Genomic DNA, 18,155 nt, shown 5'->3' with positions numbered 1-18,155 from the left:
ACATCCCGGCAAATAATCACGCAACGTGCGCACCGGAAAACCTCACGCCAACGCTCGCGCCGCGCGCGGGGACACTGCCGGTGCGGGCCGGCTCGCGCGTTGGGTGCCGGCCCTCGTGTGGATGCGCGGCTATCGGCCCGGCTCGCTGCCGCACGACGTCATCGCCGGTGTCACGCTGAGCGCCGTTCTCGTGCCGGCCGGTATGGCCTACGCGGAAGCGGCGGGCATGCCCTCCGTCACGGGCTTGTATGCGTCGCTCGCGGCACTCGTGGCCTACGCGCTGTTCGGCCCGAGCCGCATCCTCGTGTTGGGACCGGATTCCGCGCTGGTGGCGCTGATTCTCGCCGCCGCGATGCCGCTCGCGCATCGCGGCGGCGCACAAGCCGTGATGATCGCGGGCGCGCTGGCGCTGCTTTCCGGAGGTCTTTGCGCAGCGGTCGGTTTGCTCAAACTCGCCTTCGTCGCCGATCTTCTTTCGACGCCGATTCGCTACGGCTATCTGAACGGCATCATACTGACCATCATGATTAGTCAGTTATCCAAACTATTTGGCTTTCCGGTTAAAGGCGAATCTTTCATCGCACAGGCGCGGGAAATCGTGCGCGGCGTGGTGAGTGGCCACATCAACGGCGCGGCGCTCGCTATCGGTATCGCGTCGCTCGCCGTCATTCTGGCTTGCAGGCGCTGGGCGCCGAAAGTGCCGGGTGTGCTGATCGCCGTCGCCGCAGCAACTGTCGCTGCATCACTGACCGATCTCGCCGCGCACGCAGGCATTGCAATCGTCGGTACATTGCCGCGCGGTCTGCCCGCGCCTCAATTTCCGATGCTCTCGTTAAACGACTGGCTCGCACTGTGCGCGAGCGCGGCCGCGATTGCGCTCGTCACGCTCACCGACGTCAGCATGTTGTCGCAGACTTATGGACTGCGCAGCGGTGCGCATGTCGATCGCAATCAGGAATGTTTTGCTGTCGGCGTCGCGAATGTGGCCGCCGCGTTGTTTCAGGGTTTTCCGGTCAGCGCGAGCGGATCGCGCACGCCGGTTGCCGAAGCCGCTGGAGCGAAAACGCAGGCCACCGGTCTGGTGGCGGCCGCAGTCGTCGCAATCCTGTTGCTGTTCGCGCCGCAAGCGCTGCGCACTACGCCGCAAGCGGCGCTCGCGGCGGTCGTCATCGCCGCCTCGCTCGCGTTGCTGGAAACTCGTGGCTTGTTGCGCCTTTATCGGCTTCGGCGCGGCGAACTCGTGCAGGCGCTCGTGTGTTTCATCGGCGTCGTGCTCTCGGGTGTGGTGGCAGGCGTCGGCATTGCGTTGGCGCTCGCCGTGCTGATGTTTTTGTGGCGCGCGTGGCGGCCCTATGCGGCCGTGCTCGGGCGCGTGGACGGCGTGAAGGGCTATCACGACATCTCGCGGCATCCCGATGCCCGGCGCGTGCCAGGACTCGTGCTGCTGCGCTGGGATGCCCCGCTCTTCTTTGCCAACGCGCAGATCTTTCGCGAGCGGGTGCGGCGCGCAATCGACGAGGCGCCCACTGCCACGCGCTGGATCGTGATTGCTGCCGAGCCAGTGACCGATATCGACATCACCGCCGCCGACATGCTCGCCGAACTCGACGATGAACTCGACACGATGAAGGTCCAACTCTGCTTCGCGGAACTGAAAGGGCCGGTCAAGGACAGCCTGAAACGCTATGGCATTTTTGAGCGTATCGGCGAGCGCTATTTCGTGCCGACCGTGGGACGCGCCGTTGGCGATTATCTGGAAACGCACCACGTGAAGTGGCACGACTGGGAAGACGATGCGTGAGCGCGAGCGCCCTCACGCGTAGCGCGCGAGAAACATATCCGCCGCGGAATCCGCGACTTTCTGCTGTTCGGCCTTGCCAAGCGGCGGTTGCCCCATCGTCACTTGCGGCCAGAATGCAAACGCCTTCACGATCCCTTGCAACTGATGCGCGGCAAACGCAGGGTCGGGAATGCGCAGACGTTTATCGGCGATGGCCGCGCGTATCCACACGGTCAGGTCTTCCTCGCGTTCGCCGAGACGCGCCACCATGTCGCGCGCGCGCTCAGGCGAATGAATGCCCGCCGCGATTGCGACGCGCGCCAGCGACAGAAACGCCTCGTCATTCAGTAGCCTCAGCTTGCGCATCAACAGTTCGATAAGTTGCTCGCGCAACGGCACGGCCGCGCGATAAGCGAACGTCTCGCCCTCATGACTCGCGTCCCACAACTGCCGCAAGATCTCGGCGAACAGCGCTTCCTTGCTCGGAAAATGGTTGTAGACCGTGCGTTTCGAAACGTTCGCGCGGGCGGCAATGCGGTCCATGCTGGTCGCGTCGAAACCGGCCGCGAGAAATTCCTCGATAGCCGCGGTGATCACCGCAAGGCGCTTGCGGTCGGTCAGGCGTTGATGAGTAGCGGTCGGGTCCATCCGGAAATTTTACACCGAGTGGTTTACTTTCTTCGATAATAAACTACACTAGCCAGTCTACTTTCGACCCGGGACGTCTTACATGACATCGCTCATCGATTCCATCAGCCGTGCTTTGGGTTTCACCGCCGCCCGGCGCGGGCGCGAGTTGTCCGGCCTGTCGGCGCAACATGACGGCGAGCGCTTTCGTAACGTCAAGCCGCGCCCCGTGGAAGGATTCGGCAAGACCTTGAGCATTGCGTGGAATGTGTTGTTCAACAAGCCGGCAGGCACCGCTCCGGCGGCCGCCTTGCCCGTCGATGCGCTGACGCGCGAGCATCTCGATGCCGCGCCCGACCGCAGCCTTTATCGGCTCGGGCACTCAACCATGCTGCTCAAGTTGCGCGGTCAGTTCTGGTTGACCGATCCCGTCTTCGCAGAACGCGCGTCGCCGTTCCGGAACCTCGGCCCCAAGCGTTTTCATGCGCCGCCCATCGCGCTCGCCGATTTGCCGCCGCTTGCCGGCGTGATTCTTTCGCACGACCACTACGATCACCTGGACCGCGAGACCGTGCTTGCGCTCGCGGCCACCACCCAGATGTTTGTCACGCCGCTCGGCGTGGGAGACCGGCTCATCGATTGGGGTATCGAAGCAGGCAAGGTGCGCCAGCTCGACTGGTGGCAGAGCGTGGAGATCGACGGCATCGCATTCACGGCGACGCCCGCGCAGCATTTTTCGGGGCGCAGTCTGTTCGACGGCAACAGCACGTTGTGGGCGTCGTGGGTGATCGTCGAGCGCGATTTGCGCGTGTTCTTCAGCGGCGATACCGGCTACTTCGACGGCTTTAAAACCATTGGCGAACGTCTCGGTCCATTTCACGTGACACTCGTCGAAACCGGCGCCTACGACGCGCAATGGCCGTATGTCCACATGCAACCGGAAGATACAGTGCAGGCGCATATCGATTTGCGCGGCCAGTGGCTCGTGCCGATTCACAACGGCACGTTCGATCTGGCCATGCACAAATGGTACGAGCCATTCGAGCGCGTGATCGGTCTCGCCGCCTCGCGTGGCATTGCGCTTGCCACGCCGCGCATGGGCGAGCGGCTCGACCTCGCCGCGCCGCATCGCGGCGGGCGTTGGTGGCGCAACGTGATGGAAGTCATGGAGACGCCGAAAGAATCGCGGCGCTCCTTCTTGCGCTTCTTCTCATGCAACCGCGCCGGGCAGGTCAACTCCTGACCTCACAAACAATGCGCGGCTCCGGTCAGCCGAGCCGCGCATTGCCGCCAACTTAGAACGTGTGCTGAATACCCACGCCGTACGTGCTGCCCGACGGGTTCGCCGTGAGCTTGTCGTATGAATACACCGCGTACACCAGCGAGCGTTTCGAAAGAATGTACTCGTAGGCAAGACTGCCGGTATTGCGCACATTGCTGCGATCGAGCGGCGCGCTGTGTTTCGTGCGCGCCCATTCGGCGAGAATCACATTCGATGGATTGAGCGGCACCGAAACGCCGAGTTCATAAGTATGCGAGCCGGTCTCCACGTTGTTGTTGCTCGTCATTTGCGCGGCGCCGTACACCTTCATGAACTTCGCGTCATACGCGGCGCCGGCGAGATAAAGGTACTGTCCACTCGATGGCGCGACCGCCGCGGTTCGCACGCGTTGCGCCGAGAATACCGCTGTGAATGGGCCTTTCGCATAGGTCAAATGCAAGCCGACGTTGTCGCGTCCCTGATGTCCCGTCGTACTGCTCACGCTGTAAATCGCAGTGCCCGTGAGTCCACCGTAGTTCGGCGACACATACTCGATTGCGTTTTGCCAGACCGTATCGCCAATCACGGTATTGCTGTAGTTCGCCGTGTACGACTGCACGATCAACGGCGAAAAGACCACTGACGAGCCGAACGGATTGACGAGTTGCTGGTTGATATACGTCGGGTTGGTCTGCTCGCCGAACTTGAAGGTGCCGTATGCGCCGGTCAGGCCGACATAGGCGTTGCGCGAAAAAAGCCCGTCAGTCGTATTGCGCCCCATCTGCCCCGTGTTCGGCCGGAAAAAACTTTCGAGGCCGAAGATCACCGCATTGCCGCCGCCAATGTCTTCGCGTCCGCGAATGCCCCAGTACGAGGTGATCAAACCGCCGCCCGCCAGTTGCACCGTGCTCGCGCGCGTCGTGCTGAGTTTCGAGCTGTCGATATACATGCCGAGCAAACCATACATCTGCACCGACGAAGAAGACATCGTCGCCGCACCCGCCGCGGCTTGAGAAGAGTCGGCGTGAGCGACGCCGCTTGCCGCTGCGAAGAGCGCGGTGGCCATGATTGTTTTTCTATACATGAAGGATGTCTCCAGACCAGTTTGTATTTTTTGGCGCAGGCGTCTCCCGCTGCGTGCGCGATTGCGCACGCAGACAACAAGAGACGTTAATAGTTGAGACAGCTAGACCGTCATCACGCGATCAGTCCACGCGCCGGCGCGACATACCCGCGTTCAGCTTCGAGCGATCAAGCTCGCGCTCCCATGCCGAGACCACCAGTGTCGCGACGCCATTGCCGATGGTGTTCGCAATCGCGAGACCCGTACCCATGAAACGGTGAATGCCGAGAATCAGCACCATGCCCGACACCGGAATCAGCGGGAAAACCAGCAGTGTGGACGTCAGCATCACGAACGCCGCACCCGCCACCCCGCTCGCCCCTTTCGACGTGAGCATCGCCACGCCGACCAGCGTCAATTGCTGCGTGAGGCTGAGTTCGATGTTGAACGCCTGCGCGATGAAGAGCACCGCCATCGTCAAATAGATGTTGGTGCCGTCGAGATTGAACGAATAGCCGGCGGGAATGACGAGACCGACAACGGATTTGGAGCAACCGAGGCGCTCCAGCTTTTCGAGCATCTGCGGGAGCGCCGCTTCCGACGAACTGGTGCCGAGCACGATCAGGATCTCTTCGCGGATATAGCTCATGAAGCGCAGAATGCTGAAACCGAGCATCCGCGAAATCGCGCCGAGCACCACGATCACGAAGATCAGCAGCGTCGCATAGAAAGCGCCGATCAGCTTCAGCAGCGGCACCACCGCGCCGATGCCATACGTGCCGATCGTAAACGCGATCGAGCCGAATGCGCCGATTGCCGCAACCTTCATGATGATGTGAACAATGCCGAAAAACGTATGGGCAAAGTAGTCGATCATCGCGATGAGCGGACGTCCGCGCTCGCCCGTCGCGGCCAGCGCCGCACCGAACAGCACGGAAATCAGCAGGATTTGCAGCACATTGCCCGATGCGAACGCGCCCGTGACGGTGTTCGGAATGATGTGCATCAGAAACTCGACCGTGTTCTGCTGATGCGCGGCAGTCGTGAATCCGGCAAGCGCTTTGGTATCGATGGTGGCCGGATTCAGATTGAAGCCGCTGCCCGGATGAAAGATGTGCCCTGCCACGAGACCGATGACGAGCGAGAGCGTCGAAACGATTTCGAAGTACAGCAGCGCCTTGCCGCCCACGCGCCCCACTTTCTTCATGTCGCCCATCCCGGCAATGCCGGTTACGACCGTGCAGAAGATAATCGGGCCGATCACCATCTTGATCAGCTTGATGAACGCGTCGCCGAGCGGCTTCATTTTCACGGCGAGAGAAGGCGCGAAATGCCCGAGCAGCACGCCGAGAAGAATCGCAACGAAGACGTGAAAATAGAGCGTTCGATAGAACGGCTTCTTCATGCTGGGCGCGGAAGAATTCATGACGGCGCTTTCGCTCATATAGCCGCTCCTGAACCGATAACGCGTAAATCGTGTTTGATCATCGTTGTCTCCAACAGGAATAGTGAGCGGAAAGACGTGACACGTTGCTTTCCGCATGCCTGCCATCTTCGTGGCAGTTCATTACGTTAATGTCGCGGCGGACCGATTGGTCTAGAAGCCGTAGAGCCGCGCGGGGTTCGTGACGAGCAGCTTTTCGCGCAGCGCCTCGTCGGGGCAGAAGCGGAACAGCAGATCGACCAGTTCGCCGTCGTTCGGCATGTCCTTGCTGATGTTCGGATGCGGCCAGTCCGTGCCCCACAGTACACGGTCGGGCGCGGCCTCGATCAGCGTTTGAGCGAACGGGATGGCGTCGTCGAAAGGACGGCGGCCTGCCGATACGCGTTCGGAACCGCACACCTTGACCCAGGCGAGCGGATTGCGCATCAGGTCCAGCAACTGGCGAAACGGCTGCTGATCGAGTCCCGCCTCGGCCCGCACGCGGCCCATGTGATCGATCACGAACGGCACCTGGATGCGCGCAATGCGTTCGGCGTATTGCAGAATGTCCTGCGCATCGAGATGCAGCACCACGTGCCAACCGAGCCGCTGAATGCGTTCGAGCACACGGTCGAATACGTCGAGATCGGGCGCGCCACCCAGATGCGCGACAAAATTGAAGCGCACACCGCGCACGCCGCGTGCGTCGAGATCGGCGAGTGCTTCGTCGGTGATATCGCCGTCGACAATCGCGACGCCGCGATAGCGGCCGTTGCCGCGCGCGATGGCGTCGAGCATCGCGGTATTGTCGGTGCCGTGGCAACTCGCCTGCACGATCACGCCCCGGCTTGCGCCGAGAAAATCGTGCAGTGCGACCAGTTGCTCGAAAGGCGCGTCGGGCGGCGTGTAGCTGCGATCCGGCGCATACGGGAAAACGGCCGCGGGACCGAACACGTGGCAATGCGCGTCGCAAGCACCGGCGGGCAAGCGGTGAGCGGGCCGGACAGGATTGGGATCGGGCGGCAGGCAGGATTTCATGGGAGCTTCGTCTCTATCTGGATGGCCGCGCCATGCGGCTCTGTCTGTAAGCTGGAGTAAGCGGATTGTGGCCGCGAGAGCCGCCCGATACAATCTCTATACCAAACTAGCTGATATGTGATTTTCACATACCTCTGAGAAATGGACCTCAAACAGCTCGAAGCATTCGTGCACGTCGCCGAACTTGGCAGCTTTACGCGCGCCGCCATCGCACTCGACACCAACCAGCCCGCGCTGAGCCGGCTCGTGCGCCAACTGGAAGTGGAGTTGCGTCATACACTGCTCGAACGCAATGGACGCGGCGTCGCGCTGACGCCCGCCGGCCAACGCATGCTGGCTCATTCGAAAGGGATTCTCTCGCAGGTGCAGCGCGCGTCGCAGGATCTGGACGAGTTGCGCGGCGCCGTCGGCGGGCACTTTTGCATCGGCATTACGCCGAGCTTCGCGAAGGTCGCAACCAATGAGCTGGTGCGCGGCTTTCGCACTTCGTTTCCAGGCGCGACCATTTCCGTCGCGCAAGGTCTGTCGACCTATCTGATCGAATGGCTGATGATGGGCCGCGTCGACGTCGCGGTTCTCTACGATACGTTCGACACCCCGTTGATCGACAAGCGCACTGTTTTCACCGAAGAGCTTTTTCTGATCGGCCCCGACGACGGCAAGGCGCGTGAGACATCCGCGCACGAGCCCGTCGCGACCATTGCACTGCGCGACATCCCACGCTATCCGCTCGTGATTCCTGGGCGCATGCATGCCATCAGGCGCATGGTCGAATCGGTTGCGGCGGAGCAAGGCGTGAGGCTCAATATCGAACTCGAAGTGGATGCGGTGTCATCTATTCTCGATCTTGTCAGTGAAGGCATCGGCTACGCGGTACTGCCGCTCAACGCGACCGTGAGCGATGCGCTCAAGCGGCGCTTTCGCGTCATTCGCATTACGGAGCCCACCATATTCAGCCGCCTTGCCATTGCGACGAGCAGCAAACACACGCTTTCGCAACTGGCGGTTCAGGCCATTGCCATGCTCGAAGCGCGTGCATTGCCTCTCTACAGCGATGTTCGCAGCAAGTAAGAAAAGAGAAGGCAATTGCGCCGCATATAGGCGTGATCACGCTTGCGCGCCAGGTTTTCGCCACGGTTAAATAGGCCAGCGTCCATGGTATGTCTGGTATAGCGGCGTGAAATTGAGCACGGCGGTGTCGAGCGGCGGCTTCCTGTATTCATTCACGTATGGGTCCATGCTGGAAGGTACCACCACCGCGAACCTCGGCAGTTCTTTTGCGCCTGCGATCAATGCGGGCTTTGCCTACAACATCGACAAGCACTAGTCGGTCGATGTGTCGCTCTCGTATAGGTGGCTGTCCACGCGCGCCGCACTGACCACGAAGTCCGCGCTCGGCACCGTGACGAGCATCACGAAACTGAAGCTGAATCCTCTTATTTCGTTCGTTTCCGTGGGGTATCGATTTTAGGCGCTTTAAATGCTTTAAATGCTTTAAATGCTTTAAATGCTTTAAATGCGTCAGTCGGTGACAACCACCGCGACCGCTTTGGCGTAAGTGTATCGGAGCGCGACCATAGCATGCGCCTTCAAGAGACAATCACGACGCAAAGAACTCGAAAGAAACGCGTTGCTTTCATCTATTCCGCTTTTTTGCCGTTCTTATTCTGCATTACGCGCTTTCGCGGAAATTGTCGCCCATTAACGTCGGCACGCGACAACATCGCGCCACTAACGGCGTCAGTACCTGAATCCGCATGACGCAAGGCTCGCGCGCAGCGCTTATCGCTTTGCTATTGTCGGCCGCCAATACGATACTAGTGACCTGATCGTATTCCGCTCTCAAGGAGCCGCCGATGACTGCCGTACTCACGCCTGAACTCGCTTCGAAGTTCGCCAATCTCGCGCTTGCTCACCTCACGCGCGAATATCCGAACAAACTGACGCACTCGCTCGCCGGTCCGCCAGATGTGCAAGGCCCTCGCGCGCTGCATCCCATCTTTTATGGCAGCTATGACTGGCATTCGTGCGTGCATGGCTACTGGCTGGTTCTTCATCTGATCGAGCGCTTTCCGACTCTGCCCGAGGCAGCACGTATCGTCGCGGTGGTCGACGAGCACTTTACCGCGGCCAACGTGGCCGGCGAGCGCGCTTACCTCGACCTGCCTCACAATCTCGGCTTCGAGCGGCCCTATGGCTGGGCCTGGCTGCTTGCACTCAGCGCACAACTGGATTCGTTGAAGCTTGCCGATGCCGCGCGCTGGTCGAAAGCTTTCGCGCCGCTCACCGAGGTTTTCGTCGAACGCTTCGAGACGTTCCTGCCGAAAGCCACTTATCCGCTGCGCGTCGGCACGCATTTCAACATGGCGTTCGCGCTTGCGCTCGCGCTGGATTTCGCGCGGCAAACCTCGCGCGATTCGCTTGAAGCGCTGATCGTCAGCACCGCGGAGCGCTGGTTCTTGCACGATGTGGCGTGCCAGGCGTGGGAGCCGGCGGGCGACGAGTTCCTGTCGCCTTCGCTGATGGAAGCGGAACTGATGCGGCGCGTGTTGCCGCCCGCACAATTCGGCGACTGGTTCGGCCGCTTTTTGCCGGACATCGGTGCGAAAAATCCTGCCACGCTGTTCGAGCCCGTTACCGTGACCGATCGCACCGACGGCAAGATCGCGCACCTCGACGGCCTCAATCTGAGCCGCGCGTGGTGCCAACGCTCGCTCGCCCGCGCGTTGCCGGCCGGCGATATCCGCCGGGCCGTTTTACTCGATTCGGCCGAGCGGCATTTGCAAAGCGCATTGCCTCATGTGGCGGGAGACTACATGGGCGAGCATTGGTTGGGCACATTCGCCGCGCTCGCATTGGAAGCGTGACGGGAATGCACGCCGGTTGGCATCGGTCGCCAACCGGCTCATCACATTACTGCGCCGGCAGTTTCTTCGGCTTCGGCGGCGCTTGAACCTTGTTGTACTGGAACTCGGGTGTCGCTTTCAACGCCGCTTTCGTGGCGCCCGCCAGATAGAAATTGCCCGAACGAATATCGAGCGCGGCAATAGGCACCGCGACATCATGCGACGCCACACCGAGGAAGCCGCCCGCCGCCACGATCGCAGCGGACAATGAACCGTCTGGTGCAACCACGAGATCGCGGATCGAACCGATCTTCTCGTTCTGATCGTTGTACACGGCCTTGCCGAGAATGCTCTTCTTCACGCTCCAGCCGCTCAACAGTGCATTGGACTGCTCGACCGTCACGCCAAGCGGCTGCGTGCCCGCCACTTGCGCCTGTGCGCCGAAACTGGTTGCAGCTACTGCGACGGCCACTAGAAGTTTGCTCAAAGTCATTTGATCGGCTCCGCATGATTAGAAGACTCGGCGCTCGCATGATCGCGCCGGAAGAAGCGCTGCGAAATCATCATACCGGCTACGCCGCGAAGCTGCATGGCGGGCGGTAAAATCGCATCAGGCGATGCGCGCCGTTTCCGGAGCAGTGGTTTGACTGAGCTTGAACAGGGTTTCATTCTGACGCGGCATTGGCGGGATACGCCCGCCGGCACCGAGGTCGATTTCTGGCTGGCCACCGGCAGCGGGCCTCGTCATGTCCGGTTGCGTCATCAAACATCGGTGGCATTCATTCCCGCCGAACAACGCGAGCGCGTCGAATCCATTTTGCGCCGCGACGCGCCGCTCGATTTGCGTCCGCTCGACTTGTGCGATTTTCAGCATCGCCCGGTGATGGGACTGTACTGTCCGCAATATCGTCAGTTAACCGGCTTCGAGAAACGCCTCACGCAAGGCGGCGTCGACATTTACGAAGCCGACATCTTCCCGCCCGAGCGCTACATGATGGAGCGCTTCATCACCGCGCCGGTGCGGTTCAGCGGCGACGCGCAAAGCGGCGGCATGCTCGTGAATGGCGAACTGAAACCGGCAACGGACTATCGTCCCGCGTTGAAACTCGTGTCGCTCGATATCGAAACGAGTGCACATGCCGAACTCTATTCCATCGCGCTGGAAGGTTGCGGACAGCGCCAGGTGTATATGCTCGGGCCGCCCAACGGCGATGCGGGCACGCTCGACTTCGCGCTCGAATACTGCGAAACACGCGCACAGTTGCTCGAAAAGCTGAACACGTGGATCGCGCGGCACGACCCCGATGCGATCATCGGATGGAATCTCGTACAGTTCGATTTGCGCGTGCTGCAACAGCACGCCGAGCAATACCGCGTGCCATTGCGGCTCGGTCGCGGCGGCGCGGTCATGGAATGGCGCGAGCATGGCCTGAAGCAGAACCATTATTTCGCGGGGGCCGCGGGGCGCCTGATTATCGACGGCATCGAGGCGTTACGCTCCGCAACGTGGAGCTTTCCTTCATTCAGTCTCGAACATGTCGCGCGCGCCGTGCTGGGCGAAGGCAAATCCATCGACAACCCGTATCAGCGGATGGATGAAATCCAGCGCCGCTTCGACGAAGACAAGCCCGCGCTCGCGCAATACAACCTGAAGGATTGCGAGCTCGTCACGCGTATCTTCGCGAAGACCGAGCTGCTGCCGTTTTTGCTTGAACGCGCAACGGTTACCGGTTTGCCCGCCGACCGCAGCGGCGGTTCGGTCGCGGCGTTCACGCATTTGTATATGCCGCGAATGCACCGGCACGGTTTTGTCGCGCCCAATCTCGGCGACGTGGCCGGCGCCGCGAGCCCCGGCGGTTTCGTCATGGACTCGCGTCCCGGTCTTTACGACTCGGTGTTGGTGCTCGACTACAAAAGTCTGTATCCGTCGATCATTCGCACGTTTCTGATCGACCCCGTGGGACTCGTGGAAGGCATGCTGAATTCCGGCGACGCTCAATCCGTGCCCGGCTTTCTCGGCGCGCGCTTTTCACGCACGCACCATTGTCTTCCGTCGATTGTCGCTCAGGTGTGGCAAGGCCGCGAAACAGCCAAACGCGAACAGAACAAACCGCTCTCGCAAGCGTTGAAGATCATCATGAACGCGTTTTACGGCGTACTCGGCTCAACGGGTTGCCGCTTCTTCGATCCACGGCTTGCATCGTCGATCACGATGCGCGGCCACGAAATCATGCACCGCACGCGCGAGCTGATTCAGGCCGAAGGTTACGAAGTCATTTACGGCGACACGGATTCCACCTTCGTCTGGCTCAAACACGCGCGTGGCGAAGAAGACGCGAGCCGCATCGGACGCGCGCTGGTCGAGCATATCAACGCGTGGTGGCGGCAAGATTTGCAACAGCGATTCGGACTCGACAGCGCGCTCGAATTGCAATTCGAGCGGCATTACCGGCGCTTTTTCATGCCGACCATTCGCGGCGCGGAAGAAGGCAGCAAGAAGCGCTATGCGGGGCTCACTGTGTTGCCGGACGGCAGCGAAGAGATCGTGTACAAAGGGCTCGAAACGGTGCGCACGGACTGGACGCCGCTCGCGCAGCAGTTTCAGCAGGAGCTTTATCGGCGCATCTTCAAGCAACAGCCCTATCGGGACTACGTGCGCGACTATGTGCGCGATACGCTCGCAGGCAAGCTCGACGATCAACTCGTGTATCGCAAGCGTCTGCGCAGGCCGCTCGGCGATTACGAGCGCAACGTGCCGCCGCACGTGCGCGCGGCGCGCATTGCCGACGAATTCAATCGCCGGCAAGGACGTCCTCTGCAATATCAGAACGGCGGCTGGATCAGCTACGTGATGACGATTGCCGGACCCGAGCCGCTCGAAACGCTACGCTCGGCCATCGACTATGAACACTATCTGACGCGCCAGTTGCAGCCAGTTGCCGACGCAATCCTGCCTCTATTGCGCGACGACTTCACCACGCTGATGTCAGGCCAGGCCCAATTATTCTGACGCGGCCCGACATCGGCGCACTTACTGCGGCGCTGGGAAACCGAGTGCATCCGCTTTCGCGCGCAACTCGGCAAAGCGGCCGCCCGGCGCACTCATCGCGGTGTTGGCCACGGCCTGACTCTTATCCAGTTGCGCGATGCCGCTCGCGCCCGACGCCCCCGTCGACAGATTCGAGCAGGCCGAACCGAACGTGCCTTGCGTCACGGCAATGGCGGGCGCGTCGGTGCGCGCGGCGTCGGTGAAATCGAGCGCGTAGGCCATGTTGAATGTCGTCGAATCGCTCGCGCGCACGCCAAGCGGATCGAGTCCGAAGCGCCAGGCGAGCAGTTGATGAATCGAGCTGGGATCGAACGGATAACGTGCCACGTTGTTTGCGCGCGCACGCGGCCCGAGCAGCATGCACGGCACGCGAAAACCCAGCCGGCCGTCGTTGCCCACCGTGGCTTCGGCTGTGGAAACCGGCTTCACAGGCGGCGCGACGTGTTCCATGAAACCGCCCCACTCGTCATACACGACGATCATCAGTGTCTTGCTCCAGTTCGGGCCGGTGCGCAATGCGTCGTAGATCTGACCGAGCAGGACCTGACCGTTGCGCACGTCGGCATGAGGATGATCGTCGTTCGAAGTACCCTGTGCTTCTCCGCCGAAGCTCGGGTCCACCATGCAGAACGACGGCAACGTGCCGGCGGCGGCATCGGTGAGAAAGTTCGCGAAGAGTTTCGAGCGGGTCACGTAACGCGTGCCGTAAAGCGCGGTGAAAGGCACGTCGTGAAAGTAGTACGCGGACGAGACGTTCTTTGCATCGAGCCTGTCCCAGATGGTGGGCAGCGACGATGAGTCGAGCGTATCCGACAGGCGATCCGTTTCGCCGCTGTGCAGATAGATTCGATTCGGATAAGTGTCGGCGAGAATGCCGCTCATGTAATAGTCGCACACCGTGTATTGGGCGACCGCGCCGCGATAGAAGTCGAGATCGGCGGACCGGAAATAGCCGATCGGTAAAAGGTCGCCGCGCTGAAGGTTCGTCGGCGCCGTGAGCAGGAAGCCGTTCATCGCGCCATTGGCGAGATGAGTACGCCCGGCGTCGTACGCGTGATTCGGGTCTGCAAACGAGCAGGCCTGAAAGCCATAGGCAGCATTCGCGGCCAGCGAGAACGGCGTTTGCGTTTCGCCGTACGCGTCCTGGAAGGTACGTCCGGTTTGCGCAGATTCTGCATTGGGCACCCAGCCTAACAGGTGATCGAACGAACGGTTTTCCATGGTGACGAGCACCACATGATCGATGCCCGAAGTCGCCGGGTCGGGCAGTGCGGGACGCGGAAGATTGGCGCGATCCGGTGGAATCGCGCCGATGGCGCCCGAACCCGAGCCGGCGCTCACGCCCCCGCCACCACCGCCTCCGCACGCCGACAGCGCGATGGAACCTGCCAGTGCGGCGAGCACTTTGCGGCGGCCCGCATCGGGCAGATCAGTGGGCTTGTTCGTCATCATTTGTCTCCCTGTTTTCGTGGACGCTTTCGTGGACGATCTCGCGCGCGGTTTCGAGGCCGCGGGGCGAATCGTGCAGAATCGTGCAACGAGGGAGCAATTTCTGTTCCGCGAAGTGACAACCGCTGCGCGTTGCGAAAGATGTCCATCAAAAACAAAAAGCCGGGTTGGCAATGCAACCCGGCTTCTCACACGACCACCCACTCAACTCATGAATCAGAAGCGGTGAATGATGCCCACGCCGAAAGCGAACTGGCTACCCGTGGAAGACGGCGTGGAGTTGTAGCCGTCGCCCAGCGTCGCGGTCGCGTCGATGATCTGGCCCGCGCCGTTGGTGCCGAGGGTCTTGCCCTTCGCGCGCTGGTACGCCTCAAGCGCATAGAGACCCGTGCGCTTGGACAACGAATAGTACTGGGACAGGTTGAACTGGTGATACTGCGCGTTGTCGTCGATGCCGTTCGCGCGCGTGGCGCGCGTGTAGCTGTAGCCCGCGCCGAAGTCCCACGCGGTGAGCGGCTTCCAGTGCACCACGAGGCCGCCGGTATTGAAGATCGCGGTGTCGTGGAATTTCGAACCCGTGCCCGGAATGTACTGGACGTTCGAGTAAGTGGCCGTGACGTCCCACGCGCTGTTGAAGGTGTAGCCGCCACCCACCGCGAAGCGCTGCTGCGCCTGCGCGGTCTGATAGCCGTTCGTCACCGCCGACACGCCCATCTCCGTGCCGCCGTTACTGGTTGTCGAATCCGAGCCCCACGCGCCGCCGCCGAGCGTCGAATTGTTGATGCGGGAGAAACCGACCGCGAGGCCGATCGGGCCCACTGCGTATTGCGCGGCCGTCGACCAGGTCGAGCCGCGGTTCGTGCTGCCCGCCACGCCGCCGAGAGAATACGAGCCGCTCACCGTCAGACCGTATAGTTTCGGCGACGTGTATTCGAGCGTGTTATTCACGCGGTAGATCGTATCGAGACCGTCGACATCGCCTGGATGTGCGCCGTAGTAACCGGTGAGCCAGGTCGTCGGGCTATACGACGAGAGCATCTGGTAATACGACGCGTACTGCCGCCCCGCCGTCAACGTGCCGTATGCGGGGTTCGTCACGCCCACCCACGCCTGGCGTCCGAACATCGCGTTGCTGTATTGCTGCGCGCCCGTCGCCGAATTGAAACCGGATTCGAGCTGGAAAATAGCCTTGGTGCCGCCGCCGAGATCTTCTCCGCCCTTCAGGCCGAAGCGGCTGCCGGCCCACACGCCCTGCGCCATTTTGACAGCCGATTTGCCGCCACTCGTCGAGCCCAGCGTGGAAGTCTGATTGTTGGTGTACGAAAAGCCGTTATCGACAATACCGTACAAGGTCACGCTGCTTTGTGCGAACGCCGGCACGCAAGCCGCCATCGCCGCGCTGAACAGCACAGTGTCGACTCGCCTGATACTTTTTTTCATTCCCGAGATCTCCAGTTGCTACGTCTTTGTTGAACTACTTTTTTTCAGCGATACCCGCAGCGGTCCGAAAGAGACTCCCCGCGCTATCGCGCTTCTCTTTCGAAGATGCGCTTCACCGTCAACGCCAAGGGCACAGTGAAGAAGATGTGAGACATGAATCCACCGATGATCACAGCCGGGTCGTAGTAATTCGGATGGTTGTCTGAAGCGATCATGATGGCCACGTGCATGACGATCCACGCCACGACGGCATAGAAGAGCGCCGCCAGTGTGGCTTCGACGCCGCGGCGGCGAACATACGGCCAGATGCCGGCGAACAGAATGCCCCAGCCCATGGCGAACACGAAGTGAATACCTGTGCCCACCACATACGCCCATATGCCGATCGACTCCTGTACCGCTTTGCCAAATACGAGCCCCGTTGCATTGCGCGGAATGCCGGCGAGCGGCATGAGATGCTGTGCGCCGACCCAGATGAGCGCCTCGTACATCCAGATGATCACAGCGCCGAGCAACCCGCCGCTCACACCGGCGCGCAACATCGTTTGAAAGTTTGGCCATGTCCAACCGGAAGACGACCCGGTTCCGTCCAGCCTGCTTTTGCTCACGCTCAGGTTGCCATCCATGCTTCCACTCCTATTAAGGGTGCCTAAACAACTACACTAGACAATGCCACTGAATGCGCCAGATGCGGCACGAACACCAGATGCAGCGTGCCGCGATCTCTCACACGAACCGTGAAATGAAACCTATGCGTCGGCAACCGGACTCGTGATGAAGCGCAGCGCGAGCCGGTTCATCACAATGGCGAAAGCCGCGATGAGCGCCGGCACTGCCAGCACCGAGAACACCACCTGAAAACTGAAGCCGAGCGACAGCAGCGCGCCGCCCACAAGCGAACCGAGAATGCCGCCGAGACGGCCAAAACCCAGCATCCAGCTCACGCCTGTTGCGCGTGCTCGCGTCGGATAGCAGGTCGGCGCGAGTGCATTGAGCCCCGTCTGTGCACCGCTCATGAAGAAACCCGCACACGTGACGAGAACCGGCAGCAGGCTCGACTTCAGCGTGCCCAAGCCCAGCGCGAAGATGAACACGCCGCCGAGCAGATAAGCCGCGCCGATCACGCCATTGCGATCCATGCGGTCCATCGCGAAGCCCACCACGACGGCGCCGACGGTGCCGCCCAACTGGAACATGCCTGTAATCGCGGCGGCGCGTTCGACGGGCAAGCCGGCGTCCTTGATCAGCGTCGGCAGCCAGCCGGTCAGCAGATAAATGATCAACAGACCCATGAAATAGGTGAGCCACAACATCAACGTGCTGAATGCGTAGCCGTCCGCGAACAGCATGCGCACCGGCGCCGTGGCCGCCACCACCGGTTCCGGCGCGGTGAAGCGCGCGTGCGTGCCGAACGTGTGGCCGCAGACGCGGCCGAGCGTCGCCGCGATCCTGTCCGCAGGGATCTTGCGCACCAGCATCAGACGCGCGGACTCAGGCAATAGCCACAGCAGCAGCGGCACGCTCACGATCGGCAAAATGCCGCCGAACATGAATACGGCACGCCAGCCGTAGTGAGGAATCAGCGAGGCCGCGACAAAGCCGCCCGCGCCCGAGCCGAAATTGAAGCCCGTGAACATGATGGTGAGCAGAAGAGAACGACTGCGCGACGGCACGTATTCGGAGAGCAGCGTCGTCGAATTCGGCATGGCCGCGCCGAGTCCGAGGCCGGTCAGAAAGCGCAGCGCGACGAGTTGCCAGGGCGTTTCAGCGAATGCGCAAATCAGGCTGAAAAGCCCGAAGCAGAACACCGACGCGATCAACACCTTCTTGCGTCCGATGCGATCGGCAACCGGACCTGCCGCCAATGCGCCGACCGCGAGACCGACCATGGCCGCGCTCATCACCGGACCGAATGCGGCACGGGACACGCTCCAGTCATGCATGATGACGGGCGCGACGAAGCCCATGACCGCCGTGTCGAGCCCGTCCATCATCACGATCAGAAAACAGAGAACGAGGACGAGCCATTGGTAGGGCGACACCTTGCGCGCGTCGATAAACGCCTTGATGTCGACTGAGTCTGCAGATTTCATGCATGTCTCCGAAGAAAATAGTTTCCCGTCCCGGCTTTCGGTGGAAGCCGGGTTTTGTTCTGCTAACTAAATGAAATGCCGCCCGC

15 protein-coding genes are annotated in these 18,155 nt (G+C 61.3%); 6 read left to right on the top strand and 9 right to left on the bottom strand.

Going from position 1 to position 18,155, the window contains the following annotated elements; genetic code table 11:
• Positions 1–25 precede the first annotated feature (25 nt).
• Complete coding sequence (locus tag VOM14_RS02850) at positions 26–1,801, top strand: SulP family inorganic anion transporter (protein WP_327627141.1); 1,776 nt, start codon at positions 26–28, stop codon at positions 1,799–1,801.
• Positions 1,802–1,813: 12 nt separating this feature from the next.
• On the opposite strand, the gene VOM14_RS02845 is transcribed toward VOM14_RS02850, so the two are convergent.
• Positions 1,814–2,428 (bottom strand): TetR/AcrR family transcriptional regulator, encoded by a 615-nt coding sequence (locus tag VOM14_RS02845; RefSeq protein ID WP_327627140.1) that lies wholly within the window; start codon positions 2,426–2,428, stop codon positions 1,814–1,816.
• Between the two features lie 82 nt (positions 2,429–2,510).
• On the opposite strand from VOM14_RS02845, the gene VOM14_RS02840 reads away from it, so the two are divergent.
• Positions 2,511–3,650, top strand: a complete 1,140-nt coding sequence (locus tag VOM14_RS02840) for an MBL fold metallo-hydrolase (protein WP_327627139.1) — start codon at positions 2,511–2,513, stop codon at positions 3,648–3,650.
• A 52-nt stretch (positions 3,651–3,702) separates the two neighbouring features.
• Here the strand turns inward: VOM14_RS02840 and VOM14_RS02835 are convergent, their stop codons facing one another.
• The 3 genes from VOM14_RS02835 to VOM14_RS02825 form a co-directional block, all read right to left on the bottom strand.
• Positions 3,703–4,752, bottom strand: a complete 1,050-nt coding sequence (locus VOM14_RS02835) for a porin (protein WP_327627138.1) — start codon at positions 4,750–4,752, stop codon at positions 3,703–3,705.
• Between the two features lie 121 nt (positions 4,753–4,873).
• The gene (locus tag VOM14_RS02830; RefSeq protein ID WP_327627137.1) at positions 4,874–6,175 is read right to left on the bottom strand and encodes a dicarboxylate/amino acid:cation symporter; all 1,302 of its coding nucleotides are present in this window, start codon (positions 6,173–6,175) and stop codon (positions 4,874–4,876) included.
• Positions 6,176–6,328: 153 nt separating this feature from the next.
• Complete coding sequence (locus tag VOM14_RS02825; RefSeq protein ID WP_327627136.1) at positions 6,329–7,192, bottom strand: amidohydrolase family protein; 864 nt, start codon at positions 7,190–7,192, stop codon at positions 6,329–6,331.
• Positions 7,193–7,333: 141 nt separating this feature from the next.
• Here VOM14_RS02825 and VOM14_RS02820 point away from each other — a divergent pair, with 141 nt between their 5' ends.
• From VOM14_RS02820 to VOM14_RS02810, 3 genes are all read left to right on the top strand, one after another.
• Entirely contained in the window at positions 7,334–8,263 is a 930-nt protein-coding gene (locus VOM14_RS02820) for a LysR family transcriptional regulator (protein WP_327627135.1), read from the top strand.
• A 106-nt stretch (positions 8,264–8,369) separates the two neighbouring features.
• Complete coding sequence (locus tag VOM14_RS02815) at positions 8,370–8,519, top strand: hypothetical protein (protein WP_327627134.1); 150 nt, start codon at positions 8,370–8,372, stop codon at positions 8,517–8,519.
• Between the two features lie 529 nt (positions 8,520–9,048).
• Positions 9,049–10,059: a DUF2891 domain-containing protein gene (locus tag VOM14_RS02810; RefSeq protein ID WP_327627133.1), complete on the top strand. Its 1,011-nt coding sequence runs from the start codon at positions 9,049–9,051 to the stop codon at positions 10,057–10,059.
• Between the two features lie 46 nt (positions 10,060–10,105).
• Here the strand turns inward: VOM14_RS02810 and VOM14_RS02805 are convergent, their stop codons facing one another.
• Positions 10,106–10,531: a PRC-barrel domain-containing protein gene (locus VOM14_RS02805; protein WP_327627132.1), complete on the bottom strand. Its 426-nt coding sequence runs from the start codon at positions 10,529–10,531 to the stop codon at positions 10,106–10,108.
• Between the two features lie 150 nt (positions 10,532–10,681).
• Between VOM14_RS02805 and VOM14_RS02800 the strand changes: the two genes are divergently transcribed.
• Positions 10,682–13,048 (top strand): DNA polymerase II, encoded by a 2,367-nt coding sequence (locus VOM14_RS02800; protein WP_327627131.1) that lies wholly within the window; start codon positions 10,682–10,684, stop codon positions 13,046–13,048.
• 21 nt (positions 13,049–13,069) lie between these two features.
• On the opposite strand, the gene VOM14_RS02795 is transcribed toward VOM14_RS02800, so the two are convergent.
• The 4 genes from VOM14_RS02795 to VOM14_RS02780 form a co-directional block, all read right to left on the bottom strand.
• Positions 13,070–14,536 carry an alkaline phosphatase family protein gene (locus VOM14_RS02795; RefSeq protein ID WP_327627416.1) on the bottom strand — a complete coding sequence of 489 codons (1,467 nt, stop codon included), beginning with the start codon at positions 14,534–14,536 and terminating at the stop codon, positions 13,070–13,072.
• Between the two features lie 216 nt (positions 14,537–14,752).
• Positions 14,753–15,976, bottom strand: a complete 1,224-nt coding sequence (locus tag VOM14_RS02790; RefSeq protein ID WP_327627130.1) for a porin — start codon at positions 15,974–15,976, stop codon at positions 14,753–14,755.
• A gap of 83 nt (positions 15,977–16,059) precedes the next feature.
• Complete coding sequence (locus VOM14_RS02785; RefSeq protein ID WP_327627129.1) at positions 16,060–16,602, bottom strand: hypothetical protein; 543 nt, start codon at positions 16,600–16,602, stop codon at positions 16,060–16,062.
• 123 nt (positions 16,603–16,725) lie between these two features.
• On the bottom strand, positions 16,726–18,069 hold the full coding sequence (locus tag VOM14_RS02780) for an MFS transporter (RefSeq protein WP_327627128.1): 1,344 nt from the start codon (positions 18,067–18,069) through the stop codon (positions 16,726–16,728).
• Positions 18,070–18,155: the final 86 nt, after the last annotated feature.

The sequence above is a fragment of the Paraburkholderia sp. MPAMCS5 genome (assembly GCF_036016995.1).
Lineage (GTDB): Bacteria > Pseudomonadota > Gammaproteobacteria > Burkholderiales > Burkholderiaceae > Paraburkholderia.
Note: the sequence above shows the minus strand (reverse complement) of the source record. Positions and strands in the feature narration are given on the sequence as shown.

Coding starts and splice junctions, on each gene's coding strand:
- VOM14_RS02845 (WP_327627140.1), bottom strand. CDS start 2,428: ATGGACCCGACCGCTACTCATCAACGCCTGACCGACCGCAAGCGCCTT.
- VOM14_RS02840 (WP_327627139.1), top strand. CDS start 2,511: ATGACATCGCTCATCGATTCCATCAGCCGTGCTTTGGGTTTCACCGCC.
- VOM14_RS02835 (WP_327627138.1), bottom strand. CDS start 4,752: ATGTATAGAAAAACAATCATGGCCACCGCGCTCTTCGCAGCGGCAAGC.
- VOM14_RS02830 (WP_327627137.1), bottom strand. CDS start 6,175: ATGAGCGAAAGCGCCGTCATGAATTCTTCCGCGCCCAGCATGAAGAAG.
- VOM14_RS02825 (WP_327627136.1), bottom strand. CDS start 7,192: ATGAAATCCTGCCTGCCGCCCGATCCCAATCCTGTCCGGCCCGCTCAC.
- VOM14_RS02820 (WP_327627135.1), top strand. CDS start 7,334: ATGGACCTCAAACAGCTCGAAGCATTCGTGCACGTCGCCGAACTTGGC.
- VOM14_RS02810 (WP_327627133.1), top strand. CDS start 9,049: ATGACTGCCGTACTCACGCCTGAACTCGCTTCGAAGTTCGCCAATCTC.
- VOM14_RS02805 (WP_327627132.1), bottom strand. CDS start 10,531: ATGACTTTGAGCAAACTTCTAGTGGCCGTCGCAGTAGCTGCAACCAGT.
- VOM14_RS02795 (WP_327627416.1), bottom strand. CDS start 14,536: ATGACGAACAAGCCCACTGATCTGCCCGATGCGGGCCGCCGCAAAGTG.
- VOM14_RS02790 (WP_327627130.1), bottom strand. CDS start 15,976: ATGAAAAAAAGTATCAGGCGAGTCGACACTGTGCTGTTCAGCGCGGCG.
- VOM14_RS02785 (WP_327627129.1), bottom strand. CDS start 16,602: ATGGATGGCAACCTGAGCGTGAGCAAAAGCAGGCTGGACGGAACCGGG.
- VOM14_RS02780 (WP_327627128.1), bottom strand. CDS start 18,069: ATGAAATCTGCAGACTCAGTCGACATCAAGGCGTTTATCGACGCGCGC.